Raw genomic sequence first — 25,105 nt, forward strand, 5'->3', positions numbered from 1 at the left:
ATAAAACTGTAAACAAGTGCTTTATCATTTCCAAATTCAATCAGCTTATTATCGCCCATAACCGTATTTTTTTGATCTAAAACCTGAACGTAAAAAACCCTCTTTCCTGGCTTTGCTACTGCATTTCCGTTAAGTGTGAAACTAGCCTTAAGCTTTTTTGTATTCTTTGCCTTGGTGGTTTCCAATTCGGCTCCAGAGCTTTTTTCGCGAAGTGCAACAACTTTAAAATTACTTAAATACAATTTTGAAGCATCTTTTAAAGTCGATTCTAATGTTTTTTGTTTTGAAATCAAAGTGTCATTTTCTGCTTTTTGCTTATACATGACAACATTTTGGCTTTCAATCTCTGTCAGCAAACTTTTATTCTGAGATTTTAATTTTTTAATTTCCTGAACCCTGTTTTCTAAGGAAGTGTTTAGATCTGAAAGCTGATTTCGATAAATTCTAATCTGTTCAGCCGAAGGATTATTTGAAACTTTAATAATAGCCATCAAATTTTCAACATTCTTACGCTCTAATTCTAATTCTTTAGACAAAGCTGTTTTTTCTAAAATAGCCTCATCATAAGCCATTTTTAATGTATTTAAAGAATCTAAAATATTCTTCTGCACATCTGTTTCTTTGCTTCCAGAAGAGATTATATTGGCAATACTTTCTTCTTTAGCTCCACTATCATTCTTTTCAGGTTCACTGCTAAAAACCAAAACTACAGCACCTACTCCTAAAACAAAAATCATAGCAAACAAAGGTTTAAACCACTTTATTTCATTTTGCTTTTTCATAATTACTCCTAATTTTCTGCAAAAATATTGAATAAAAAACGACTATAATCAGTAGAAATACTTGTTTTTTAACATTTAGGAGCGATATTTGCAGCTCGATTGAAAAACAATTATTCTTTTCTAATTTTGATTCCCATTTTATCAAAATAAGTATTATCTATTTTCACATTTGTTATAATAATGTGAACCGTTATGGAAAAAGGTTTTTAAGTCGTATCTTTGCAGATAATTTCTATTTAACATTGAAAATTAGCGTTTTAAATCTGTACTAAATTCATTACAGACCAAAAAATGTTCATTAAAAACAAACATCTAAGAACAATGATAAAAGTTTCTGATACTGCCAAAAAGAAAATCATCGATTTGATGACTGATGATGGTTTTGACGCCGCGCACGACTACGTAAGAGTAGGCGTAAAAAGTGGTGGATGCTCTGGTTTGTCTTACGATTTAAAGTTTGACAAAACCAAAGGAGATGACGATAAAATATTCGTTGACAACGACATACAAATTGCTGTTGAAAAAAAATCATTCCTTTATTTAGCTGGAACAATTTTAGAATTTTCTGGCGGATTAAACGGAAAAGGATTTGTTTTCAATAATCCTAACGCAAGCAGAACTTGCGGATGTGGAGAATCATTCTCTTTATAGTCAAAAGCCGAAAGTCATAAAGTCTGCAAAGACTCTTACCGACTTTAAAACTTTGGACTTTAAAAACTTTAAGACAACATTAAAAATATAATGAGCAAATACACCGAAGACGATTTAAAAATCGAACTGGAAACTAAAGAATATGAGTACGGATTTTATACTAATATAGAATCTGAAACTTTCCCTATTGGCTTAAACGAAGAAATCGTAAGAGCTATTTCGCTTAAAAAAGAAGAACCTGAATGGATGACCGAATGGCGTATCGAAGCTTTCCGCGCTTGGAAAGAAATGATCGAGCCAGAATGGGCAAATGTTCGTTACGAAAAACCAGATTTTCAGGCGATTTCTTATTATTCAGCCCCAAAACAAGTAGATCCTAATAAAACTCTAGACGATGTTGATCCTGAATTATTAGAGATGTACAAAAAACTTGGAATTTCTGTTGACGAGCAAAAAATGATGAACAATGTCGCTATGGATATTGTTGTCGATTCTGTTTCTGTAGCAACAACTTTCAAGAAAACTTTGGCAGAAAAAGGGATTATTTTCTGTCCAATTTCTGAAGCTATCAAAGAACACCCAGAATTAGTAAAAAAATATTTAGGAACTGTTGTACCTCAAAAAGACAACTTCTACGCAGCATTAAACTCAGCGGTTTTCTCTGATGGAAGTTTCTGTTATATTCCAAAAGGCATAAAATGCCCAATGGAACTTTCAACTTATTTCAGAATTAATCAAGCAGGAACTGGACAATTCGAGAGAACTCTAGTTATTGCTGATGAAGGAAGCTACGTTTCTTACCTTGAAGGATGTACTGCTCCAAGCCGTGACGAAAACCAATTACACGCTGCTGTGGTTGAATTAATCGCTTTGGATGATGCTGAAATTAAATATTCTACAGTTCAAAACTGGTTCCCAGGAAATAAAGAAGGAAAAGGTGGAGTTTACAACTTCGTAACTAAAAGAGGTTTATGCGAAACAAACGCTAAAATTTCTTGGACACAGGTTGAAACAGGTTCTGCTGTAACTTGGAAATATCCTTCTTGTGTACTTAAAGGAGATAATTCAGTAGGAGAATTTTATTCGATTGCTGTAACAAATAACTTCCAACAAGCTGATACTGGAACAAAAATGATCCATTTAGGGAAAAATACTAAATCGACTATTATTTCTAAAGGTATCTCGGCTGGAAAATCACAAAATAGCTACCGTGGTTTAGTGCAAATCTCGCCAAGAGCTGAGAACGCAAGAAACTTTTCACAATGTGATTCATTGTTAATGGGTAACAATTGTGGTGCGCATACTTTCCCATATATCGAAAGTAAAAATCCATCTGCAAAAATTGAGCACGAAGCAACTACAAGTAAAATTGGAGAAGATCAAGTTTTCTATTGTAACCAAAGAGGTATTCCAACCGAAAAAGCGATTGCCTTAATTGTAAACGGTTTCAGTAAAGATGTCTTGAACAAACTTCCAATGGAATTTGCTGTTGAAGCTCAAAAATTATTAGAGATTTCTTTAGAAGGATCTGTAGGTTAATTGGAAGATGCAAAATAAAAAAGTCATCATTTTAGGTTCTTCTAGAAAAAACGGAAATACAGCAAAAATTGTAGATAAACTTTCGAAAGAACACAACATTGATGTAGTTAATTTAAGTGATTATAATATTTCCCATTATGATTACGAAAGCAAAAATTTAGGCGATGATTTTTTACCTCTGATAAGAGGAATTATCGAAAAGTACGATACTTTAATTTTTGCAACGCCCATTTATTGGTATAATATGAGCGGAATTATGAAGGTCTTTTTCGACAGGATTTCAGATTTAATCCGAATTGAAAAAGAAACCGGAAGAAAACTAAGAGGAAAAAAAATCGGAGTGATATCAAATTCTCACGATGATGAAACTGACGAAAGTTTTTATATTCCGTTTCAAAAATCAGCCGATTATTTAGGCATGGAATATTTAGGACACACGCATTTTAATGCCGACACCCTAAACCAACAAACAAAAATAGAATTGACATTTATATAAAATAAAAAACAATGTTATCAATAAAAAACCTTCACGCCGCGATTGGTGATAAAGAAATTCTTAAAGGAATTAATATAGAAGTTAAAGCTGGAGAAGTTCACGCTATCATGGGACCAAACGGTTCTGGAAAAAGTACACTTTCTGCTGTTATCGCAGGAAACGAAAACTACGAAGTTACAGATGGAGAAGTAATTCTTGACGGAGAAGATCTTGCTGATTTAGCTCCAGAAGAGAGAGCACATAAAGGTGTTTTCCTTTCATTTCAATATCCGGTAGAAATTCCTGGAGTTAGCGTTACTAACTTCATGAAAACTGCTATCAACGAAACTCGTAAAGCAAACGGTCAGGAAGAAATGCCAGCAAACGAAATGCTGAAAGTAATTCGTGAGAAATCTGAATTATTAGAAATCGATCGTAAATTTCTTTCTCGTTCTTTAAACGAAGGTTTTTCTGGAGGAGAGAAAAAAAGAAACGAAATCTTCCAAATGGCAATGTTAGAGCCAAAATTAGCGATCCTTGACGAAACAGATTCTGGTCTTGATATCGATGCTTTGAGAATTGTTGCAAATGGTGTAAACAAATTAAAAAGCGACAAAAACGCAATTATTGTAATCACGCACTACCAACGTTTGTTAGATTATATCGTTCCTGATTTCGTTCATGTTCTTTACAACGGAAGAATCGTAAAATCTGGCGGAAAAGAATTGGCTTACGAATTAGAAGAAAAAGGATACGACTGGATCAAAGCAGAAAACTAGTTTACAGTTACAGTTTACAGTTTGCAAAAACTCATAACTCATAACTCATAACTTACAACTAAAGAAATGGATTTAAAAGAAAAATTAGTATCGTCTTTTATGGCTTTTGAAGAGCGTGTTGATGTACATTCAGATTTACATGACATACGCACAAATGCTTTAAAAAACTTCGAAAATAAAGGTTTCCCAACCAAAAAAGAAGAAGCTTGGAAATATACATCGCTAAATGCCATCTTAAAAAATGACTTTACGGTTTTTCCAAAGCAGGAAAATGCAATCGAATTTAACCAAGTAAAAAAATACTTTTTACACGAAATTGATACGTACAAATTAGTATTTATCGATGGGGTTTTCAGTTCGCATTTGTCTTCTACAACTCACGACGGAATCGATGTTTGCTTGATGTCATCTGCATTGACCAAACCAAAATATAAAATGGTTATTGATACATACTTTAATCAGATTGCAAGTAAAGATGACAGCTTGACTTCATTGAATACGGCTTTTGCAATTGAAGGTGCTTTTATCAATATCCCAAAGAAAAAAGTAGCAGATAAACCAATTGAGATTATGTATTTCTCAACTGGAAACGAATCGGCTTTAATGGTTCAGCCAAGAAATTTGGTTATTGTGGGCGAAAATTCACATGTTCAAATTATCGAGCGTCACCAAAGTTTGAATGAAAATCCAGTTTTAACCAATTCGGTTACAGAGATTTTTGCTCAAAAACGTGCGATTGTTGATTATTATAAAATTCAAAACGATAATAGTGAAGCGAATTTAATTGACAACACTTATGTTTCTCAACAACAGGAAAGCCATGCTTATGTGCACACTTTCTCTTTTGGTGGAAATTTAACTCGTAACAACTTAAACTTTTACCATTTCGGAGAAAGATTAACAAGTACGTTAAACGGAATTTCGATTTTAAATGACAAACAACACGTTGACCATTATACTTTGGTAAACCACGCTCAACCAAACTGCGAAAGTTTCCAAGATTATAAAGGAATTTTCTCTGATCGTTCGACAGGAGTTTTCAACGGAAAAGTTTTGGTAGAAAAAGAAGCTCAAAAAACAAATGCTTTCCAAAAAAGCAACAATATTTTATTGAGTGATAAAGCGACAATCAACGCAAAACCTCAATTAGAGATTTTTGCTGATGACGTAAAATGTTCTCACGGTTGTACAGTTGGGCAGCTTGATGAAACAGCAATGTTCTACATGCAATCTCGTGGAATCCCGAAAAAAGAAGCTAAAGCTTTATTGATGTACGCATTCTCGAATGCCGTTATCGAAAGCATCAAAATACCAGAATTAAAACAAAGAATTACTAAAATCATTGCCACTAAATTAGGTGTGAATTTAGGATTTGATTTGTAAAAAATTCTATTTAATAAAAATGAAAAACCGATAAGCTTTTAAGTTTATCGGTTTTTTTATTTTTATCTTTTTTCATTTGACCAGTATGCAAATGACTGAGGTGGTGTTAAATTATAATCAGCTTTTAAACATTTGGGCTCTTCAAATTTATTTTTATTTTTTATTTGAATAGCAAAACCTTGTTGTCTATTTTCGAAATATTCGTAAAAATAATCTTCAGTTATGCCAGAATATTCTTTAGTTGCATCCCAAAGTTCTTTAAGGTCAAGATTAAATATTTTCTCTATTTCGAATTCTCCTATCACTTTTTGAACAGGTGAAGAAGCATAAACCAAAACTGATGTTACATTTTGGTTTTTAAAAATAGCTTTTCTAAATTCAAATTTTTTTGTCCCATCAAATATCTTGTTTGCAAACTGGGGCTTAATTGACAGTACTACTTTCATAATGTTATAGTTTATATGCAAATTTAATCAAATCATTAAATTGCTCATTTGTTATTTTAATAAATCCTCTAGGCATATTCAATATATCTGGAATAATGCCTAATTTATTCAAATCATCTAAAGTTGGTTTTGGTGTAGGTAAGGAATGAGCGTATAAAAAGTTAATCACAAATGGTCTATTTTTAGGAAATTTATTCCACCATTGTGTCTCCAAATCTTTTTTTGGAATCATTGTTCTTCTATTACAAGCTTCGAAAAAATCCTCAAAAGAATTGAAATTATTTTGCACATTTTCAACAATACAAATTGTTGTAATTGTGCTAGAATATTTTTTTGGAGTAGTTTCACCCATACGATAAATAATGAGTAAATCTCCAGATTTTAAATTGCGATCAAGAGCATGAGAAATATATACTTTACTAATACGATTTCTGTGAGGCTCATTTTCAGTATACTTGTTGACATCCTCTTTTGTATTTATGCTATCAGGAAAAAGTTCTGTATGATATTGTGGCTCAATTTTAATAATGTACTTATCTGTATTCCATGACAAGAATGGAAAAGTTAATTTTGGATTATTTACATTTACTAAACTTTCTTTATTAAAGTCCTTTATGTAAACTTTTTCTTTGCCATTTACTGTAGTTTTTACTCCATGATAAACAAATCCCCATTCTTCTAACATTTCAATTAACTGCTCTTGTTCAGGCCGTTTTGAAAATAGAGTTACATAAATTTCTTTAACTTTAAATTGATGTGCATTATCAAAAATCGTCTTTAAAAATCTTTCCCCAATCTTATATCCATTTCCTGTAACTTTCAATGTTCCAATCTTTAATCTTCTTTTTGGCTCAAAAACAGGATTTACATTAGAATAATTTTCTGTTTCATTTTCAATCTTTACAAAGAGGAAAGCTGTTAAATGACCATCACTATAACATACATAACAAGGATCTTCAGATTTACTATTAAACCAAGAATTAAATTCCTTATAATCAAGTCTGAAACTATCAAAAAATTCATCTTTAATATTAACTTCCGCAAAATCAACTTTTTTAACAGCTAAAACTTTGTAATTAACTAACTCAGGATTTTCAGAAATAACTTTTTCTAAAAAAGTTTGAATTTTAAATACTTTATATGAAATACCAAGCAAGCCCGCTTTAATGTGAATTTTTTTATCTTCTGAAATCAAAAGATCAACTCGACCTTCATAAACTTCATTTAAAATTTGTGTATCATTAAAATCATTTTCCTGATTATCAACTTTTCTACTTACATTTAATATTTCTTCACCCAAAGGAGCTTGATGTTTGAGTAAATTATAACTTTCGATTTTAACACTCATTGTATCAAGAGTATTTTTATCTTTGTATCTTTCTAATTCTTCAATAGTCAAGGGATGAATATATTTCAGATATTTGAGATTATCGATCCATTTGAAAAGTTGACCAATTTCTGGTTTGTATATTTTATTTGCTTCTCTATGAATAATAATATTTGTATCTAGCAAAACTTTCATTACCTAGTGATATTTAATAACTGTTCATAATTATTATCCATAATCTCGATATACGGAACAGAATACTTTTTCGAAAGATATTTTGCATATTCAATTTCCATATTCTGTAATTCGTTCAAAACTTTGATGTCATATTTTTTACTATCACGATTTTCCAATCTTTTAGTTATTTTTTCTACATCATCTAGAACAATAGAAATCACTCTCGGGTTAAGAATATCAAAAGTTTCTTCGTCAATTTTACAAGGAACATTTAATGAATTCAGCAAACAAAAATGACCATCAAGTAAATATTTTTTATTTTTATCAATTAAATTACTTAATCCGAAAATTAATTTTTCTTGTGTGGAAGAAATATTTTCAACTAACTTATTATCAGAAGAACTTATTTCTCGCCATTTTAAAACTTCACTTGCCGTTATATGTATCAATTCAGCTTTAGAAGCAATTTCTTTACAAATAGTTCCTTTTCCAACTCCATGAATACCACCAATAAAAAATATGTTATCGAACGATTCCATCATTAATTTTTTTCAGCAAGTTATAAAAAAGAATGAAATATATTACAAATTATTTCTTCACACTCTCAATTATCCTTTTCAAAAACCCGTTAAAATCAAATCCAGGCTCTTCTTCTCTTACTCCCATTCTCACAATCACCATATCCAAAGACGGAATAATCGCCACCATTTGCCCTTGGTAACCACTGCAATAAAACATATCACGAGGAACATCTGGGAATTTCCCTCCAGCGTTTAACCAAAATTGTGCTCCATATTTTCCATCAGAAGTATTCGTTGGAGTTGATGTGTATTTTACCCAACTTTCGTCTAAAATTTGTTCTCCGTTCCAGTTTCCTTTATGAAGATATAACAATCCAAATTTTGACCAGTCTCTTGGTGTTGCCCATCCGTAAGATGAACCTACAAACGTTCCTGACATATCCTGCTCCACAATCATCGAATTCATTCCTATTTTATCGATTACGGCGCTGTACCAAAAATCAAGATATTCTTGTTGGGTTTTAAATTGGCTTCTTAAAATTCTCGATAATAAATTGGTCGTTCCAGAAGAATAATACCAATGTGTATTGGGTTTATATTTTGCTGGTTTATCCATTTGCACTTTTCCCATATCTTCGGCCTGAAAAAGCATTTTTGTAGCATCGCAAATTGTACTGTAATTCTCTTCCCATTCTAAACCAGAATTCATGTGAAGCAAATCATTGATCGTAATGTTTTTACGCTCATCGTTCTGCCATTCTTTGATTGGAGCTGGTTTATAAATATCGATTTTTCCTTGTTTAGCCAAAACTCCAAAAGCCGAACTTGTGATACTTTTTGTCATTGACCAACCTAAAATTTTACTGTTTTTATTGAAACCTGTATCGTATTTTTCGCCGATTAATTTGTCTTTATATAAAACGACAACGGCGCGCGTGCGTTTTGCTTTTCCTCCATCTTTATCGAAAGAATCATCAATTGCTTTTTTTAATTTTGCGTAATCGACATTTGCGAAAGCGGTATCTTTTGGTTCATTATTTCCGTAAGGAAAAGGAAGATTATTTTCTAGTTTTGTTCTTTTTGGAAGCAAATAAGGCTTCGAAATATCAAAATTATCATTAATCAAAGTTGCTCCTAAGCCTTCACGATAAATCGCTTTTCTTTCTTTTAAACCATAAACAGAAGCCACCGCAAATTTCCCAGCATCATCAATTACGTTTTTCGCCAGATCAATCATTTTAATATCATTATCTGTTTTCTCAATTAAATCCAACGGACGATTATCAATAAAATGCCCTGATGCAACACTTTTTGCCGAGAAACCAGAAATCAGATCAAGTTTCGGATACGTTGTGAAACCGAAATACAAAAAAGCCAGAACTAGTACAAGAAGGAATACTTTGAGAATTTTTTTCATAATGATTAGATATTTTTACTGCAATATAAATAATTTATGTTCACGATTTTAAGTGTCAAATTAGAAAACCATTTCAGATAATTCAGAAAACCGAATTGATTTTTACAGAATCAGCATTTACAGCTTCAAACAATGGCATCATAAAAGGAAATTATAGAATTTCTGTATAAACAAATTTAGTTTTAGTACTTTTGTAAATAGATTTTTTCTAAATAAGACATGCTAGATATTCAAAAAATAAGAGCTGATTTCCCAATACTTTCTCAAACTGTAAACGGAAAGCCATTAGTATATTTCGACAACGGAGCTACTTCGCAAAAACCACAAGTTGTGATTGATGCAGAAGTAAAATATTATCAAGAAATCAACGCGAACATTCACCGTGGCGTTCACACTTTAAGCCAGTTAGCAACTGATGCCTACGAGATTTCTCGCGGAAAAGTAAAAGATCACATCAATGCAAAACATGCTCATGAAGTGCTTTTTACTTCGGGAACAACGCACGGAATTAATTTAGTTGCAAACGGATTTGCTTCGATTTTAAAACCTGGTGACGAAGTGGTTGTTTCTTCTTTGGAACACCATAGCAACATTGTGCCTTGGCAAATGTTATGCGAAAAAACTGGAGCAATTTTAAGAGTTATTCCAATCAATGATAATGGAGAATTAATCATTGAGGAATTTGATAAATTACTTTCGGATAAAACGAAAATCGTCACCGTAAATCATATTTCAAATGCATTGGGAATCATTAACCCAATTAAATATATCATCGATAAGGCACATTCAGTTGGAGCTGCGGTTTTAATTGATGGCGCGCAGGCTGTTCCGCATTTAAAACCAGATGTTCAGGAATTAGACTGTGATTTTTATGCTTTTTCTGGTCATAAAATGTGCGGTCCAACTGGAACTGGAATTCTTTACGGAAAAGAAGCTTGGCTGAATAAACTTCCTCCTTACCAAGGCGGCGGAGAAATGATCAAAGAAGTTACTTTCGAGAAAACAACTTACGCAGATTTACCGCATAAATTTGAAGCTGGAACTCCGAACATCGCTGGTGGAATCGTATTAGGAACTGCAATTGATTATTTGAACAACATTGGCTTCGAAAATATTGAGGCATACGAACACGAACTTTTAGAACACGCTACAAAACGTTTATCTGAAATTGAAGGAATAAAAATCTATGGAACCGGAAAAAACAAAGCTTCTGTAGTTTCATTTAATATTGATGGAATCCATCCGTACGATATTGGTTCTATTATAGATAAGTTAGGAATTGCAGTTAGAACAGGACATCATTGTGCACAGCCAATTATGAATTTCTTCTGTATTCCGGGAACAATTCGTGCTTCTTTCTCATTTTATAATACAAAAGAAGAAATTGACGCCATGGTTGATGCTGTTAAGAAAGCACAAACTATGTTAAGCTAAAAAAATAAATTATATGCGAATAGTATCATTATTGCTCCTGACACTTTTTATTGCTACGGGATGCTGCAGTCAAAAAAAAGCAGACATGAAAGCTACACAAATTGAATACTCTGCACTTTCAAGAGGTTATTATAAAGTGATCACCGTTGAAAGCAAAACCGTTTCGGTTGTTAAAGAACGTAACGCTGAAGCTGTTAAAAGCAAGATTAATGATGCAAAATGGAACGAGATTATTTCAGCATATTCAAAAGTTAATTTAGACAATCTTTCTACCTTAAAAGCACCGACAGACAAACGCACTTATGATGGCGCTGCAATAGGAAATTTAAAAATAACTAAAGAAGGAAAAACATACGAAACACCAGGTTTTGACAATGGTTTTCCGCCAAAAGAAATCGAAAAACTAGTTAATTTACTAGTTGATTTTTCTAAAGAATAATTATGACAATAAAAGAAATACAAGACGAAATAATAGACGAATTTTCAATGTTCGATGACTGGATGCAGCGTTATGAGTACATCATCGAACTAGGAAAAAGTCTTCCGTTAATTAAAGAAGAATACAAAACCGAAGATAATTTAATCAAAGGCTGTCAGTCTAAAGTTTGGTTGCAAGGCGAACAGCAAGATGATAAAATTGTTTTTACAGCAGATAGCGATGCTATTTTGACAAAAGGAATAATTGCAATTTTAATTCGTGCTTTCTCTAATCAAAAAGCAAAAGATATTCTAGAAGCTGACACTGATTTTATAGACGAAATCGGCTTAAAAGAACATTTATCCGCAACACGCGCCAACGGTTTGGTTTCGATGATAAAAAACATCAAAATGTATGCTTTGGCTTTTGATGCTAAAAACAAAAATTAAAAAAATTTTAAAACATATAAGTGATATAAGAAAATTTAAGTTTTGGCTCTTAAATTATTTATATAGTTAAATGTAAGAAATTTAAGCGAAACATTTAAAATGAACCCAGTATTTCTTATATGATGAAAAAACAAATAAAGTAAGTTTTGTCTTTCTTTTTATTTCTTATTATTGTGAAAAAAAGTAATGATAACAAAGAAATATTTGACTGATTTAATTTATCAGGTTAACGGAGCAGCGATTGAAGTTCATAAAAGTATTGGTGCGGGGCTTTTAGAAAGTATCTATCATAAATGTATGATTAAGGAATTGTCATTACGAGGAATTAACTTTAAATCTGAATTAGTGATTCCTGTAGAATATAAAGGTTTAGAATTAGAGTCAGATCTAAGATGTGATTTATTCATTGAAAATTGTTTAGTACTTGAATTAAAATCAGTCGATCAAATTATACCAATTCATGTTGCAAAACTGATGTCTTATATGAAACTTTTAAAATCACCAATAGGTTTAATGATAAACTTCAATGTCACAAATATCTATCATGAAGGACAAAAAACATATGTTAACGAATTATAATCGTTGGCTAGAAGATTAAAATATAAAATAAAGCATCAACATTTTATTTAAGCGCATAGTTTTAAATGAACTTATATAACTTATATGATGAAAAAACAAAAACAATGGAACAAGAAATAGACACAAACGAATTAGGAGAATCAATCGTAAGAGTTTTAAAAGGAATTTACGATCCAGAGATTCCTGTAGATATTTATGAATTAGGATTAATTTACGACGTAATGGTAAACACAGATTACGAAGTAAAAATCCTGATGACACTTACTTCACCAAATTGCCCAGTTGCAGAAAGCTTACCTAGAGAAGTAGAAGAAAAAGTAAAAACAATAGAAAACATCAAAGATGTAGACGTTGAAATTACTTTCGATCCGCCTTGGAGCAAAGATTTAATGAGCGAAGAAGCAAAATTAGAATTAGGAATGCTTTAAAAAATAGTCATAAAGTTGAAAGTCATAAAGTCTAAAGTAAAAAGACTTTATGACTTTCGACTTTCGACTTTCAGACTAAAAAATGGAAGAAATTATCAATAAAGTTGCCAATAGTGCTTTAGAGGTTTTTGATCTTGAAGATTATTATCCAAAAGGAATGCGTGTGCAGATTGACATTTCGCAATGGCTTTTGGAAGGATTTTTATTGAAAGAAAAAGACTTTAGAGAACATCTTAAAAATCACGATTGGTCGCAATATCAGGATCAATATGTTGCTGTACATTGTAGTACAGATGCCATAATTCCTGCTTGGGCATTAATTTTGGTGAGTGTTCATTTGGCTCCTTTTGCAAAAAAAGTCGTTAACGGAACTATTGAAGATCTAGATGCAAGTCTTTACGAAGAAATTTTAAGTACAATTGACTATTCTGCCTACAAAGGCAAACCTGTCATTGTAAAAGGCTGTTCTAGAAAACCAGTTCCAATGCGCGCTTATATTTTAGCTACAACTCACTTACAGCCGTTTGCAAGAAGTATAATGTACGGAGAAGCATGTTCTGCAGTACCTTTATATAAAGAATCTAAGAAATAACCTGCAATAACAACGCATCAACCTTTATCTTTCAATTGGTTTTTAGTATATTTGATAATACACTCTAAACTAAAAACCATGAGAAAGCTAACTCTATTACTTTTCATTTTAGTAAACTTCACGTTTGTACAAGCCCAAAATTCAGAAAAAGAATTAATTCAGAATACTGAAAAGGCAGTAAAAAAAATTAATGATACTATCGAAGGCGAAGGCTGGAAAACAAAAGGAACTGTTTCACTTTTACTGAATCAATCGAGTTTTAACAATTGGATTGCAGGAGGTGAAGACAGCTTTTCTGGAACGTTAGGAATCAATTATGATTTCAACTATAAAAAAGATGATTTAACTTGGGACAACAAAGTTTTAGCATCGTACGGTCTTCTTCAAACCAAAAATGATGACTTCACAAAAAAAACTGATGACCGCTTAGAATTCAATTCCATACTCGGAAAAAAAGCTTTTGGACAATGGTATTATTCATACTTTCTAAATTTTAGAACACAATTTTCAACAGGCTACATTTATGATCAAGATGAAAATGGGAAGCAAATAAGGACTGAACAAACCAAATTTATGTCTCCTGGATATCTTACCACTGGTCCTGGTATTTACTGGACAAAAGACGACAATCTTAAAATAAATTTTGCTCCCCTAACTTCAAAATTCACTTTTGTAGACAATGCCTATACAACTGGAATTGATAGATTTACTGGCCTACCATATGTAGACGGCAGTTATTTTGGTGTTGACGAAGGCAAAACTATGCGTTACGAACTTGGTTTTTATGCTTCAGTCTATTACAAATTGGCAATCATGACAAATGTGACTGCCGAAAACACACTTAACCTTTATTCAAATTATCTTGAAGACCCGCAAAATGTCGATATAAATTATTCGCTAAATGTCATAATGAAAATCAACAAGTTTTTATCTGCTAATTTATCGTTTCAGGCTATTTATGATGATAATGCATTTGCAGGGCTTCAAACTAGAGAAGTATTTGGTTTAGGAGTTAATTTTGGATTTTAATTATCCATCGTACTAGATTCCAGCGTAAAAATTATTAATGCCACCTAAAAGATTTAAAAGGATTTTTTAATCTAAATAATCCTTTAATCTGTGGCAAAACAAAAAAGCTTTTGAATTTATCAAAAGCTTTTCTTCATTTTATTCTTCATCTTCTTTTTCAACTGCATCCTTGTAATCAGGATACAAGAATTTATTATAAGGAAAACGTGTGATATGGATCTGGCGAACAGCTTCATAAACTGTTTCTCTAAATTCTTCGAAATTCTCTTTATTTCTGGCTGAGATAAACAAAGCTTTATTCTGACCAACATTACTCATCCACGTTTGCTTCCACTCGTCAAGAGTATAATGTTTACGGGTTCTTTCTGTAATCAAATCGTCTTCATCAATAGTAAGATGTTTGTAAGCATCGATTTTATTAAAAACCATAATAGTTGGTTTGTCGTTGCTTTTTATCTCCTGCAAGGTCTTATTTACAGACTCGATATGATCTTCAAAATCCGGATGCGAAATATCTACTACATGTAGCAATAAATCAGCTTCACGAACCTCATCTAAGGTACTTTTAAATGAATCAACCAATTGAGTTGGTAATTTTCGAATAAATCCAACTGTATCAGAAAGTAAAAAAGGAAGGTTTTTAATAACTACTTTTCTAACCGTTGTGTCTAAAGTTGCAAACAATTTGTTCTCAACAAAAACATCGCTTTTACCAATTGCATTCATCAAAGTCGATTTTCCAACATTGGTATATCCAACCAAAGCAACACGAACCATTGCACCGCGATTGCTTCGCTGAATACTCATTTGCTTGTCGATTGTTTTGATTTTATCTTTCAATAATGAAATTCTGTCACGCACAATACGTCTATCGGTTTCAATCTCTGTTTCTCCAGGTCCACGCATACCAATACCTCCTTTTTGACGCTCAAGGTGCGTCCATAAACCAGAAAGTCTCGGAAGCAAATACTGGCATTGCGCCAATTCTACCTGAGTTCTTGCATATGAAGTTTCAGCTCTCTGCGCAAAAATGTCCAGAATTAAGTTTGTTCTGTCTAGAATTTTACAGTCAATAATTCTTGAGATATTTTTTTGCTGAGATGGTGTTAATTCATCATCAAAAATTACAGTCGATATTTTGTTCTCTTTTACAAAAAGATTGATGTCGTCAATTTTTCCCGTTCCAACAAAAGTCTTCGGATTAGGACGTTCCATTTTCTGCGAAAAGCGTTTAATAACTTCACCTCCAGCAGTAAAAGTCAGAAACTCCAATTCGTCTAAATATTCATTTAGTTTTTCTTCACTTTGATTCTGAGTAACAATACCAACGATAACTGTTCTCTCAAAATTTATAACTTCTTTTTCTAACATAGTCTTGAATAAGCTGCAAATTTAATGATTTGTAAGCTACAATCAATTATACAATTTTGTTTTTACATTTATATTCGTAGAATAAGCTTAAAAAAAAATGGAACCCGTCAAGATAAACTCAACAAGGTTCCACTTAATCAATAAATGGTCTATTTTTAAAACTTTTATTCGTAAATAAATGTTTTTTCCGTTTTCACAATTCCATTTTCTTCTATCTGAGAGCAAGAAATTGGGTAGTTTAATTTATTGTATTTGTATTTTCTGCTCACCGCAACTAATGCTGCAGATGATGGGCTGAAATTCATTTCATTGTTATAAGAAATCGATTCAAACTCAAATTCTTCTTCATGATAAGAAATCATTGGTACAATTACTTTGTAATTATCTCCAAAAAGGTTTTGAACGATTAACTGATCAACCGACTTTTTATCATCGTAAGTATATGATTTTGAAATTTTGTCTCCAACCAATCCTTTGTGTCTTGACACATTATCGTTTACATAAACATATTCTAATTTTCCAATGATCGCCTTATTTCTATCACGCGAAGTACGTCTTACAATAATTCCGTTTTCAACAAGATATTCAATATCGTCTACTAAATTCTGATGATTGGTACTCTTTTTTGTTGTTGCTTTTACTCTTGCTCCTTCATATACAAACGAAACTACTTTTGTAATATAGTTTGGTCCTTCTTGATATTTTTTTACAAATTTGATAATGTTGTTATCAGCGTCGTAAGTATAGTTTATTACCTCTTTCCAGTCGCTTCCCACTTTATCTTTTACACTCATATCTAACAAACCATTTTTGTTATAAAAAAAATGCTGTACAACATCTGAAGTAGTTATGGTTTGAAGTTTACCTTCTTTAAAAACCATTGTTTTGTTAACAATTTCGCCGTCTTTAGAGTTTTGGTAATTTGTTTTTACAATGTTAATCTGCTTTAGTCTAACGTTGTCTTGACTGTGCATCAAGAAAGGAAATACCATCCATAAGATGGCAATAAAGTAGGTTCTCATATTTGTTTTTGTATTGATTTGGGATGACCAAAATACAAAATTCAATTAGATTTTAACGTTTTGAAATACAAAAACTACAAACTTTTCAATAATGCTTTAAAAATCAATCTATTAATTTCATTATTCTAAATTAGTTCTTACTTCTCTCCAAATATCTTCACATCATCAACCATAAAAGCACCATTTAATGTTTTGTCTTTCCCTGAACCGATATATTTAAAAGCAATATTTATATTTCCTGAATAATCAGATAAATCTATTCCGCCAGAACTCATAAACTCTCGTGTGGGAGTAGAAAGTGTCGGAACTTTTGCTTCAAGTTTTACCCATCTTGCTTTGGCTACGCTTGCCCCGTCAAAATTGGTTGATATATATATTTCTAAAGTATTTAAAGGTGAATCTACTTTCAAATCGTGTTGCGCGCTTCTAAACGAAAGCACTGCATTTTTATACCCTGTTAGATTTATTTTAGGAGAAACAAGCCAAGCCACGTTCTCGGCTGCGGTTGTACTTGTGGTATTAAACTCTGCATAACCATTTCCAGAATAGACCATGCTTTTCCAAAGTTTTGAAGCTTTTTCTACAATATTGCTCCAGCCAGGAAGCGTAAAATTTACATTGTTTTTAACCGATTGAAAATCTTCTGAAAAAAACGGAGTGCTTCTTTTTCCGTTCATCACAACGTCACTTTCATAACGCACCATAAATTGATAATCTGACCCAAATTTTGTCATAATTCCTCGTGCTTTACCATTTCCTTCTGGCACAAAATGATCGGCAAATTTTGCATAAGAGCTTGTTCTAAAAATAACTTGATTTCCTGTTTTATCTCTCAAATACCAATTGGTAGAGCCTCCGACATTATTAGACTCTTCAAAATAATGACGCCCCAATGCTGCCTCTGTAAACTCAACATCATTTAATTCGATCAGAGTATTTAATTTAGAATCTGAAAGTGCTTCTTCAATAGTAAGCGATTTTACCAATTGATCCTCGTCTAAATTTGCACATGAAGCATTTAGTACATTTTTATATTCGTTTTGAGAAATTCTTCCAATTGTTGGATCTCCTGCATTACTCACATATAAACTTCCGATTCTTAAACCTCCATAATACAAATCTGTAAATTGATTTTTAAGTTTTACATATACTTTATTACCAACACGATAGTCAATGTAAGTATTTGTAGCATCTATTGGAACACTAAAACCAAGAGCTGCTGCATTTTCGGTTTCTTTTGTTTGCAATGAAATCGTTTTGAAAAAATTACCTCCCTCATCGCTCGAAACCACATAAGCTTCTATTATATCATCATATAAATATTGTTTGGCAGTTGTTCCTGTAAGCTCGTATATTTTTTCTACTGTTTTGCTTACAGTAAGGTTGGGCTGTGTACATGCCAATTTTGGATTTTCAACTTCTTTACTGCAACTATATAGTAAGCTTAAGCCAAAAAATAGAATTAATTTTTTCATGAGAAATAAATTTTTCAGTTTATAAACCGATTGTAAGATTTAAAAAATAAGTTCGGCCATAGCCATAATAATACCTAGACCCGAAAGAGGGCGTTCCACTGGTAATATCTTGATTTAAGGCTCTAAAATTTGCATTTCTTGCCTGTTCAAAACCACCTGTTTTATATATCAAACCCAAAACATTATTTATATTGGCAAAAAGTCCGATGTATTTTTTATGAATGCGCCAAGACTTGCCACCGTTAAAATTTAACAATGTAATTGGTTGAAATTTTTCCTGTTTTAATAATTCATTTCCTCTTTCAGAAGTTGCTTCAGGAAAAGGAAAACCATTAGCTGGATTGATGTAAAATTGAGAAGTCCTAGAAATTGGTGAAACATCAATATAGCTTTCTGCCAAATAATTTATATTCCCGCCAATCCACCAAAACTTAGGGTCACGATATTCTAATCCAAAAGAATACGCCTGTTGCGGAGTTCCAGGCTGCTTGTAATTTTTTAAAAAAGCAGATCCAAAATCAAAAGTAGTTTGCGCTCCATCTTTTGCTCTGTTGGCATCATTGGTAATTGTGACATTGGGATTACTGCTGTAAACATAATTTCCAAATGCCGCAGATAAAGTTGTTTTGAATGTTGACCAGATTTGATACTCAAAACTTAATTCTGCTCCTGTATTTTTCTTATCTAATTTTGTTAAGGTCTGACTAACAAATGCGTTTGTAGGATCGTAGCCAGAACCGTTGTCAAAAATTCCTTCAGCATAGAAATAAGAAGTTTTGGAAGTATTTTTAATTGCAGCATAATAAGCCGTTAAACGCAATTTTAGTTTTGATGAGCGGTATACATAATTAGCCTCTGCACTACTCGTATTCTCACTTTCGATCCCATCAACAATGTTATTATTTAACCGCGCATTCGAAAAAGTATTTCTGAGTGAAGGCGCTCTAGTAAAATGTACTGCATTAAAAAACAATAATTGTTTTCCTGAAATTTTATAGGTAAATCCGCCTTTGAAACCAAAATTTTCAAAATTTATGTTCTCGCTTTTTCCTAAAGATGTTGTCGCATAGAGTCCATTTTGATATAATCCTTCCCTCTGATAATTTGATAATGAATAAGACTGTGTCAAGAAAAATTCGGTTTTGTTATAACTAAATTTAAATTGGGTAAAAACATCCAAAGTGTTAGCCAGCAGATTATAATTATATCCATAAACATCTCCTTTAACAACTTGCCGATTTGGATGTTGCAAATCTGATTGAGAGAGATTTCCTTTGTAAAATGGATCAATATCTTCAAAATATGCTCCGCCAAGAAGATCTAGCAAATATTGAAAATTATGCGATTTTAGTTTCTTAAAAGTAAAACCACCATCAAAAGAAATATTAGGTGTAATCTGTATATTTAAATTTGAATTTACTGCTAAAGTCTTGTCGTCAGTTCGGTCTTCATAGAGAACATAATGGCTTTGTGCAGGTTCATATCCATTGGGTCCAAGCTTTTGATTGGCAAAATACAATTCGTCCCAATTTATCCTCGGATTTGCTAAAAAAGCTGTTTTACTATTTTCTGCATTTTCATAATCTGGGGTAAACGCACCAGAAAATTCGCCTTGATCTTTCGCGTAAAGCGAACTAAAATAGCTTGGCATTTTTCTATAATATACAGGATCTGGACTATCTGCGTTTTGATAATCAATATTACTGTTTCCGACTTTTCCGAACTGGTACATTACACCCGAATTCAGATTGGTTTTATCATCAATTTTAAAATAATGATTGAGCATAAACAGCGGTTCTTCTACATTTTTTACTCTGGCATTTCGTTTTTCACTGTTCTGAAATCCCCAATACGAATTGTATTTTTCACCCATTAAATTGGTAAGTTCATTTGTATTGGCTGAATTTTTTCCTCTTGAATTTGGCGTATAAAACCCTGTAAAATTGAGAGAATGTCTTTTGTTTACTTTTTTTTCTACACTAATAAAAAATGAATCTGCATCGAAACTTGTACCTTCAAAATAACCTTCATCTGCCCAACGTTTTCCCGCTGAAACGACAAAAGCCCATCCAGACAAATTCATTCCCGAAGCATAGGTAGCAACTGCCCTCCATAAATAAGTGGTATTGCTTCCAGAAAAAGTGAAAGATTCTCCCTTTCTATACAAAGAAGCACGAGTAAAAATCTGCTGTGTGCCTAAAATTCCTCCAAAGGTATAATTGGAAGCAGCTGTCCCGATTGAAAATTCCTGATTGCGAAGTACATTGTTTAAACCGCCCCAATTGCCCCATTGCGGTCTGCCATCGTAGATCTTATTCATTGGCATTCCGTTAAGCATTGTGATTGCATTTTCGCTATCCAAACCACGCATGCGAAATCGAGCTTGCCCCCAATTGAATGCCGATGCCTGCATAAAAGCATCTCTTGAAGATTGCAAAAGACTAGATGTCATTTCAGAGGAACTGTTATCATCTGAAAAATCATTGTCTGACAACGTAATCAATGCAGCTGGAACTTCATCTGAATAAGTATCTTCTAATTGTAAAATTCCGAGATCTATATTTTCTTTTAAATTAGACTGGACTTTTAAAAGAAAATCTTTGTAACCTTGGCTTCTTAGTAAAAGAAGTTGCTCTTTTTTAGGAAATATATGAAGTTCAAATTTCCCTGTTTTTGAAGTGAGCTGCATCACAGCAGTATTTTGTATGGTTACCACGACACTTTCTAGCGGATTTTGCGTTCGAGCATCAATAACAATTCCTGTTACTGTGATTTCCTTCTGCGAAAAAGCAAAATTAAAAAACCATATAAAAAAGAAGACAATGTATTTTTTTACCATCAAAAAATCCAATTTACTTTGAAAAATAATCTTAGGATTGAAATCCTTTATTCAAAAGATAAAATTGGTTTTTGGAAAAAAGAGCGTTTTAAAAACTCTAAGCTATTGCTTGGATTCAAATGTAGGAAAAATATTTAAATTATAAATAAATTCCTACAAAAAATGTTTGTTTTTAATAAATTTTAATCGAAAATAGAGTTATGCTTAAGTTCTAATTTTAGAAACCATAAAAGCAATCAGAACACCAAAAATTCCGATGAAGGCAAAAGAAAACTGCAATCCGAAACTTTGTGCAATATGTCCAATTACTGGAGGTCCCATTAAGAAACCTAAGAAACTTACACTAGAAACAATCGTTAAAGCTTCGCCCGCAGGAACGGTTGGATTTTTACCTGCAATACTATAAACAGTAGGAACGATCGTTGCAACGCCCAAACCTACAAACATAAAAGCGATTGTACACGGAATGATATAAGGAAGAAAAACAGCTGTAAAAAGTCCAGCCGAAATCATGACACCGCTAATCTGCATAACACGTTCGCGTCCGAATTTATTGATTAATCCGTCGCCTAAAAATCTTCCGCTAGCCATCATAATCATAAAAGAAGTATAGCCCAAAACTACCAATGGTCCTGGCGCTTTTACAATGTCTTTAAAATAAACGCCGCTCCAATCGAACATTACACCTTCGCTCGCCATACTACAGAATCCGATTACGCCTAACCAAAGCAAAGCTGTGTCTGGTTTTACAAATAGTTTTTTGCCTTCTTGTTTTGGCTTTACTTTTTCTTTGGCTCTAATTAAAAATTTAAAATTAAATGCGACCATCAATAATACAATTCCGGCTACAATCATAAAATGATGCAACGGACTTAAATCTAAAGCCAGCATTCCTAAACCTACCAATGCACCGGTAAATCCAGCAAAACTCCACATTCCGTGAAAAGAAGACATGATTGTTTTTTTGAATAAAACCTCTGTATAAACTCCTTGAGTATTTACGGCAATATTGGCAAGATTTCCGAACACACCAAACAAGAATAATCCTAATGATAATTGTAACGATGTTGTTGCCAAACCTAAATTGATTAAGCACAAAACATACATTATTAAAGAGAAAACCAAAATACGATGACTACCGAATTTAGTTACCATTTTTCCTGAAAATGGCATAACAATAAGCTGTCCAACTGGAAGCGCAAAAAGTATAGAGCCTAAATCGCCTTCTGACAAATGTAAAGCACTTTTGATGTCTGGAATTCTACTTGCCCATGTAGCAAAACTCAAACCCATTCCAAAATAAAACATTCCAACAGCAAAACGAATTCGGTTTAAATACGAAGCTTTGGCTTCTCTAAATACTTTCTTGATTTTGGCTTTGGTCTGAAAAAGCGATAATGGATTAATGTTTATCAGCATATTGAATTTTTATTGGAATGTTGTCAAAAATACTAAAAACGCTCGTCAAAGTGCATAAAGCCTGAGGTTATACACAATATACAACGTTATTGTTTATAAATTCAAAGGTTTTGAGTTGAATTTGGCCTATTAAAATTACAATTTTTTGGGTTTAATAGAATTATAATTTGTTTCATTTTTTTTTAACGAAAAAAAGGCTGTTTCAAATATTGAAACAGCCCATATTTATATTTCGTTGTTCCGTAGGAACATTTCGTCGGTAGAAAAAATAATGTTCCGCCACATTTACGTTCCGTAGGAACGTTTGATTTTGACGCCATTTTTAACAATTTAATGTATCAAACCTTCCTACGGAACGTAAATACAACAACGAAATAATTTTTTTCTACCAACGAAACATTCCTATGGAATGAATTATTGTATGCCTACTACTACCGATGAGACATTCCTACGGAATGGGTTATGATATGCCTATCACTTTTTGCTGTGCGTTACTCGCAATTGCAGCTTCTATAACTTGCATTACTTTTACGCCTTCATCTCCTGTAACAGGTTCTTTTTTATCGTTTGCAATTGAATCGTAAACGCCATCGAAAAAGCTAAAATAATTGCCTTGAAGCGTTGGGATTTTTTCTCTCACAATTTTACCGTCTATTTCGGTGTGCAAAAGTCCCTGCAAGCTTTCATCTTCTGTTCCCCAAGAATCTACGTTTGGTTTTTTACCTACTTTTAAATCGTCTTCTTGAACATCTCCGCGAGGTTTTAAGAAAGAACCTTTTTTTCCGTGCAAAGTATAAGCTGGGTTGGCTTCTCTCACAAAAAATCCTGCTTTTAAGCGGACTCTAAAATTAGAATAAAATAAAGTCAGATCGATCCAGTCGTCTACAACTGAGTTTTCTCTGGTTACACGAATGTCTCCAAATACCGCTTTTGGGCAGCCAAATAAACTTACTGCCTGATCTATGATGTGCGGTCCTAAATCTTTTAAAACTCCTGCACCATCATTTGCTGTTTCTTTATGTGCTTTGGGACTCAATGACGGATTGTATCGGTCAAAATGGAATTCGGCTTCTACTAAATCTCCCAAAAGACCATCATCAATTACTTTTTTAACGGTTTTAAAATCGCTGTCCCATCTTCTGTTCTGGAAAACAGACAATTTTAAACCTTTTTCTTTTGCAATTTTTGCCAATTCTTTTGCTTCGGCTGCAGTTGTTGTAAAAGCTTTTTCTACGACGGCATGCTTTCCTGCCAAAAGCACTTTTTTAGCGTATTCGTAATGCGTTCCAACTGGCGTATTTACGATTACTAAATCTACATCGTCTGCTAAAAGTTCGTCTAGCGAAGCGTAACTTTTTACGTATGGGTAATCTTCTTGAATTAATTTTTTACTTCTTTCCCAAGAGCCTAAAAGTTCAAATCCTTCGTGAATATCTAAAAACGGAGCGTGAAAAACTTTCCCCGACATTCCGTATGATAATAGTGCTGTTTTAATTTTCTGCATATTGTTATGTTTTTTTGCCACAGATTAAATGGATTAAAAAGGATTTTCTGTTTGCCACGACCCGAGCGATAGCGAATAGGCGAAGCAATTACACAAATTTACACAAATCATAATGTTCAAAACTTAAATAAATTCGTGAAAATTTGTGTAATTCGTGCGAAAAAAAATTAAAAAAAAATCATTTTAATCCGTGTAATCTGTGGCTAATAAAAATATTTAAAGTTTAGCTCTTTCGTATTGTTTTGGCCATTGAATATCGTCGTTTAGCTCTTTAGCAAAATCCAAAGGAAGATTTGGGTTTCTTAAAGATTCTCTTGCGAACAAAATTAAATCGGCTTGATCGTTATTTAAAATTGCTTCTGCTTGTTTAGCTTCTGTAATTAAACCAACTGCACCTGTTGAAATTCCTGCTTCTTGTTTTACTTTTTCTGCAAAAGGAACTTGATAGCCTGGCCCTAATGTTATTTTTTGATGCGAGACCAGTCCGCCAGACGAAACATCGATTAAATCTACTCCTTTTTCTTTTAATATTTTAGAAAGCTGTACAGATTCTTCTGGATTCCAACCGTTTTCTGCCCAATCTGTTGCCGAAATTCTAACAAACAATGGCAAATCTGAAGGCCATTCTGACTGAACCGCTTCTACAATTTCTAATGTAAAACGGATTCTGTTTTCAAAACTTCCTCCATATTCGTCTGTTCTTACGTTTGTTAACGGAGAAAGAAATTGATGCAGTAAATAACCATGCGCTGCATGAATTTCTATAACCTGATATCCTGCTTCGACCACTCTTTTTGTTGCCGATTTAAAATCTGAAATTACTTTTTGAATTCCGTTTTTATCTAACGCTTCTGGAAGAAACGGTTCGTTATCGTGATACGGAATCGCACTTGGCGCAACGGTCTGCCATCCGCCTTGAGCGAAATCTAACTTTTTATTACCCAACCACGGAGCCGAAACACTCGCTTTTCTTCCCGCATGCGCCAATTGAATTCCGGGAATCGAATTTTGAGAAACAATAAATGTGTTGATTTGTTTTAGTTTTTCGA

24 protein-coding genes are annotated in these 25,105 nt (G+C 32.8%); 12 read left to right on the forward strand and 12 right to left on the reverse strand.

Features of this window, described 5'->3' with window-relative positions; all coding sequences use genetic code 11:
* A partial coding sequence (locus B3J44_RS10595; RefSeq protein WP_286968391.1) for a hypothetical protein occupies positions 1–782 on the reverse strand: 782 nt, incomplete at its 3' end.
* 321 nt (positions 783–1,103) lie between these two features.
* Here B3J44_RS10595 and B3J44_RS10600 point away from each other — a divergent pair.
* The 5 genes from B3J44_RS10600 to sufD all read left to right on the forward strand — a co-directional run bounded on the left by B3J44_RS10600 (position 1,104) and on the right by sufD (position 5,609).
* A complete protein-coding gene (locus B3J44_RS10600) occupies positions 1,104–1,433 on the forward strand; it encodes a HesB/IscA family protein (RefSeq protein WP_026727150.1) in 330 nt (109 codons plus the stop codon).
* Between the two features lie 90 nt (positions 1,434–1,523).
* Entirely contained in the window at positions 1,524–2,972 is a 1,449-nt protein-coding gene (gene sufB / locus B3J44_RS10605; protein ID WP_286968394.1) for a Fe-S cluster assembly protein SufB, read from the forward strand.
* 7 nt (positions 2,973–2,979) lie between these two features.
* Complete coding sequence (locus B3J44_RS10610) at positions 2,980–3,468, forward strand: flavodoxin family protein (RefSeq protein ID WP_198854912.1); 489 nt, start codon at positions 2,980–2,982, stop codon at positions 3,466–3,468.
* An 11-nt stretch (positions 3,469–3,479) separates the two neighbouring features.
* Positions 3,480–4,226: a Fe-S cluster assembly ATPase SufC gene (sufC, locus tag B3J44_RS10615; RefSeq protein ID WP_008466070.1), complete on the forward strand. Its 747-nt coding sequence runs from the start codon at positions 3,480–3,482 to the stop codon at positions 4,224–4,226.
* Between the two features lie 66 nt (positions 4,227–4,292).
* The gene (gene sufD / locus B3J44_RS10620) at positions 4,293–5,609 is read left to right on the forward strand and encodes a Fe-S cluster assembly protein SufD (protein WP_286968398.1); all 1,317 of its coding nucleotides are present in this window, start codon (positions 4,293–4,295) and stop codon (positions 5,607–5,609) included.
* Positions 5,610–5,671: 62 nt separating this feature from the next.
* On the opposite strand, the gene B3J44_RS10625 is transcribed toward sufD, so the two are convergent.
* From B3J44_RS10625 to B3J44_RS10640, 4 genes are read right to left on the reverse strand one after another with little or no spacing between them, the layout of a single operon-like run.
* Positions 5,672–6,055, reverse strand: coding sequence for an ASCH domain-containing protein (locus B3J44_RS10625; RefSeq protein WP_286968400.1), 384 nt, complete (start codon positions 6,053–6,055; stop codon positions 5,672–5,674).
* 4 nt (positions 6,056–6,059) lie between these two features.
* On the reverse strand, positions 6,060–7,577 hold the full coding sequence (locus B3J44_RS10630; RefSeq protein WP_286968402.1) for a PIN domain-containing protein: 1,518 nt from the start codon (positions 7,575–7,577) through the stop codon (positions 6,060–6,062).
* The gene (locus B3J44_RS10635) at positions 7,577–8,101 is read right to left on the reverse strand and encodes an ATP-binding protein (RefSeq protein ID WP_286968404.1); all 525 of its coding nucleotides are present in this window, start codon (positions 8,099–8,101) and stop codon (positions 7,577–7,579) included. The genes B3J44_RS10630 and B3J44_RS10635 overlap by 1 nt, the downstream gene beginning before the upstream one ends.
* A gap of 46 nt (positions 8,102–8,147) precedes the next feature.
* On the reverse strand, positions 8,148–9,497 hold the full coding sequence (locus B3J44_RS10640; protein ID WP_286968405.1) for a serine hydrolase domain-containing protein: 1,350 nt from the start codon (positions 9,495–9,497) through the stop codon (positions 8,148–8,150).
* A gap of 219 nt (positions 9,498–9,716) precedes the next feature.
* Between B3J44_RS10640 and B3J44_RS10645 the strand changes: the two genes are divergently transcribed.
* From B3J44_RS10645 to B3J44_RS10675, 7 genes are all read left to right on the forward strand, one after another.
* The gene (locus B3J44_RS10645) at positions 9,717–10,931 is read left to right on the forward strand and encodes an aminotransferase class V-fold PLP-dependent enzyme (protein ID WP_286968406.1); all 1,215 of its coding nucleotides are present in this window, start codon (positions 9,717–9,719) and stop codon (positions 10,929–10,931) included.
* 85 nt (positions 10,932–11,016) lie between these two features.
* On the forward strand, positions 11,017–11,370 hold the full coding sequence (locus B3J44_RS10650) for a hypothetical protein (protein WP_286968408.1): 354 nt from the start codon (positions 11,017–11,019) through the stop codon (positions 11,368–11,370).
* A gap of 2 nt (positions 11,371–11,372) precedes the next feature.
* Positions 11,373–11,798, forward strand: coding sequence for a SufE family protein (locus B3J44_RS10655; protein ID WP_198854917.1), 426 nt, complete (start codon positions 11,373–11,375; stop codon positions 11,796–11,798).
* A 186-nt stretch (positions 11,799–11,984) separates the two neighbouring features.
* Positions 11,985–12,377, forward strand: coding sequence for a GxxExxY protein (locus tag B3J44_RS10660; RefSeq protein WP_286968410.1), 393 nt, complete (start codon positions 11,985–11,987; stop codon positions 12,375–12,377).
* Positions 12,378–12,481: 104 nt separating this feature from the next.
* Complete coding sequence (locus B3J44_RS10665) at positions 12,482–12,805, forward strand: SUF system Fe-S cluster assembly protein (protein ID WP_012023258.1); 324 nt, start codon at positions 12,482–12,484, stop codon at positions 12,803–12,805.
* Between the two features lie 82 nt (positions 12,806–12,887).
* Positions 12,888–13,397 carry a DUF2480 family protein gene (locus B3J44_RS10670; protein WP_286968415.1) on the forward strand — a complete coding sequence of 170 codons (510 nt, stop codon included), beginning with the start codon at positions 12,888–12,890 and terminating at the stop codon, positions 13,395–13,397.
* A gap of 78 nt (positions 13,398–13,475) precedes the next feature.
* Complete coding sequence (locus B3J44_RS10675) at positions 13,476–14,426, forward strand: DUF3078 domain-containing protein (protein WP_198854919.1); 951 nt, start codon at positions 13,476–13,478, stop codon at positions 14,424–14,426.
* 138 nt (positions 14,427–14,564) lie between these two features.
* Here B3J44_RS10675 and hflX read toward each other — a convergent pair whose 3' ends face one another.
* From hflX to B3J44_RS10710, 7 genes are all read right to left on the reverse strand, one after another.
* Positions 14,565–15,797, reverse strand: a complete 1,233-nt coding sequence (hflX, locus tag B3J44_RS10680) for a GTPase HflX (protein ID WP_198854920.1) — start codon at positions 15,795–15,797, stop codon at positions 14,565–14,567.
* A gap of 164 nt (positions 15,798–15,961) precedes the next feature.
* Positions 15,962–16,819 (reverse strand): hypothetical protein, encoded by an 858-nt coding sequence (locus B3J44_RS10685; protein ID WP_286968418.1) that lies wholly within the window; start codon positions 16,817–16,819, stop codon positions 15,962–15,964.
* Positions 16,820–16,956: 137 nt separating this feature from the next.
* Positions 16,957–18,294 carry a DUF5689 domain-containing protein gene (locus B3J44_RS10690; RefSeq protein ID WP_286968420.1) on the reverse strand — a complete coding sequence of 446 codons (1,338 nt, stop codon included), beginning with the start codon at positions 18,292–18,294 and terminating at the stop codon, positions 16,957–16,959.
* Between the two features lie 19 nt (positions 18,295–18,313).
* Complete coding sequence (locus B3J44_RS10695; protein ID WP_286968421.1) at positions 18,314–21,133, reverse strand: carboxypeptidase-like regulatory domain-containing protein; 2,820 nt, start codon at positions 21,131–21,133, stop codon at positions 18,314–18,316.
* Positions 21,134–21,337: 204 nt separating this feature from the next.
* Positions 21,338–22,552, reverse strand: coding sequence for an MFS transporter (locus B3J44_RS10700; protein ID WP_198854924.1), 1,215 nt, complete (start codon positions 22,550–22,552; stop codon positions 21,338–21,340).
* A 460-nt stretch (positions 22,553–23,012) separates the two neighbouring features.
* Positions 23,013–24,056, reverse strand: coding sequence for a Gfo/Idh/MocA family oxidoreductase (locus B3J44_RS10705; protein ID WP_286968422.1), 1,044 nt, complete (start codon positions 24,054–24,056; stop codon positions 23,013–23,015).
* Between the two features lie 216 nt (positions 24,057–24,272).
* Positions 24,273–25,105: NADH:flavin oxidoreductase/NADH oxidase (locus B3J44_RS10710; protein WP_286968423.1), on the reverse strand; the 833-nt coding region annotated here is incomplete at its 5' end.

It is taken from the genome of Flavobacterium sp. UBA4854, assembly GCF_002399805.1.
In the GTDB taxonomy this organism is placed as follows: domain Bacteria; phylum Bacteroidota; class Bacteroidia; order Flavobacteriales; family Flavobacteriaceae; genus Flavobacterium; species Flavobacterium ginsengisoli.

Excerpts from the sequence above, each read along its gene's own strand:
- B3J44_RS10600 (WP_026727150.1), top strand. The coding sequence starts at position 1,104 with ATGATAAAAGTTTCTGATACTGCCAAAAAGAAAATCATCGATTTGATG.
- sufB (WP_286968394.1), top strand. The coding sequence starts at position 1,524 with ATGAGCAAATACACCGAAGACGATTTAAAAATCGAACTGGAAACTAAA.
- B3J44_RS10610 (WP_198854912.1), top strand. The coding sequence starts at position 2,980 with ATGCAAAATAAAAAAGTCATCATTTTAGGTTCTTCTAGAAAAAACGGA.
- sufC (WP_008466070.1), top strand. The coding sequence starts at position 3,480 with ATGTTATCAATAAAAAACCTTCACGCCGCGATTGGTGATAAAGAAATT.
- sufD (WP_286968398.1), top strand. The coding sequence starts at position 4,293 with ATGGATTTAAAAGAAAAATTAGTATCGTCTTTTATGGCTTTTGAAGAG.
- B3J44_RS10625 (WP_286968400.1), bottom strand. The coding sequence starts at position 6,055 with ATGAAAGTAGTACTGTCAATTAAGCCCCAGTTTGCAAACAAGATATTT.
- B3J44_RS10630 (WP_286968402.1), bottom strand. The coding sequence starts at position 7,577 with ATGAAAGTTTTGCTAGATACAAATATTATTATTCATAGAGAAGCAAAT.
- B3J44_RS10635 (WP_286968404.1), bottom strand. The coding sequence starts at position 8,101 with ATGATGGAATCGTTCGATAACATATTTTTTATTGGTGGTATTCATGGA.
- B3J44_RS10640 (WP_286968405.1), bottom strand. The coding sequence starts at position 9,497 with ATGAAAAAAATTCTCAAAGTATTCCTTCTTGTACTAGTTCTGGCTTTT.
- B3J44_RS10645 (WP_286968406.1), top strand. The coding sequence starts at position 9,717 with ATGCTAGATATTCAAAAAATAAGAGCTGATTTCCCAATACTTTCTCAA.
- B3J44_RS10650 (WP_286968408.1), top strand. The coding sequence starts at position 11,017 with ATGAAAGCTACACAAATTGAATACTCTGCACTTTCAAGAGGTTATTAT.
- B3J44_RS10655 (WP_198854917.1), top strand. The coding sequence starts at position 11,373 with ATGACAATAAAAGAAATACAAGACGAAATAATAGACGAATTTTCAATG.
- B3J44_RS10660 (WP_286968410.1), top strand. The coding sequence starts at position 11,985 with ATGATAACAAAGAAATATTTGACTGATTTAATTTATCAGGTTAACGGA.
- B3J44_RS10665 (WP_012023258.1), top strand. The coding sequence starts at position 12,482 with ATGGAACAAGAAATAGACACAAACGAATTAGGAGAATCAATCGTAAGA.
- B3J44_RS10670 (WP_286968415.1), top strand. The coding sequence starts at position 12,888 with ATGGAAGAAATTATCAATAAAGTTGCCAATAGTGCTTTAGAGGTTTTT.
- B3J44_RS10675 (WP_198854919.1), top strand. The coding sequence starts at position 13,476 with ATGAGAAAGCTAACTCTATTACTTTTCATTTTAGTAAACTTCACGTTT.
- hflX (WP_198854920.1), bottom strand. The coding sequence starts at position 15,797 with ATGTTAGAAAAAGAAGTTATAAATTTTGAGAGAACAGTTATCGTTGGT.
- B3J44_RS10685 (WP_286968418.1), bottom strand. The coding sequence starts at position 16,819 with ATGAGAACCTACTTTATTGCCATCTTATGGATGGTATTTCCTTTCTTG.
- B3J44_RS10690 (WP_286968420.1), bottom strand. The coding sequence starts at position 18,294 with ATGAAAAAATTAATTCTATTTTTTGGCTTAAGCTTACTATATAGTTGC.
- B3J44_RS10695 (WP_286968421.1), bottom strand. The coding sequence starts at position 21,133 with ATGGTAAAAAAATACATTGTCTTCTTTTTTATATGGTTTTTTAATTTT.
- B3J44_RS10700 (WP_198854924.1), bottom strand. The coding sequence starts at position 22,552 with ATGCTGATAAACATTAATCCATTATCGCTTTTTCAGACCAAAGCCAAA.
- B3J44_RS10705 (WP_286968422.1), bottom strand. The coding sequence starts at position 24,056 with ATGCAGAAAATTAAAACAGCACTATTATCATACGGAATGTCGGGGAAA.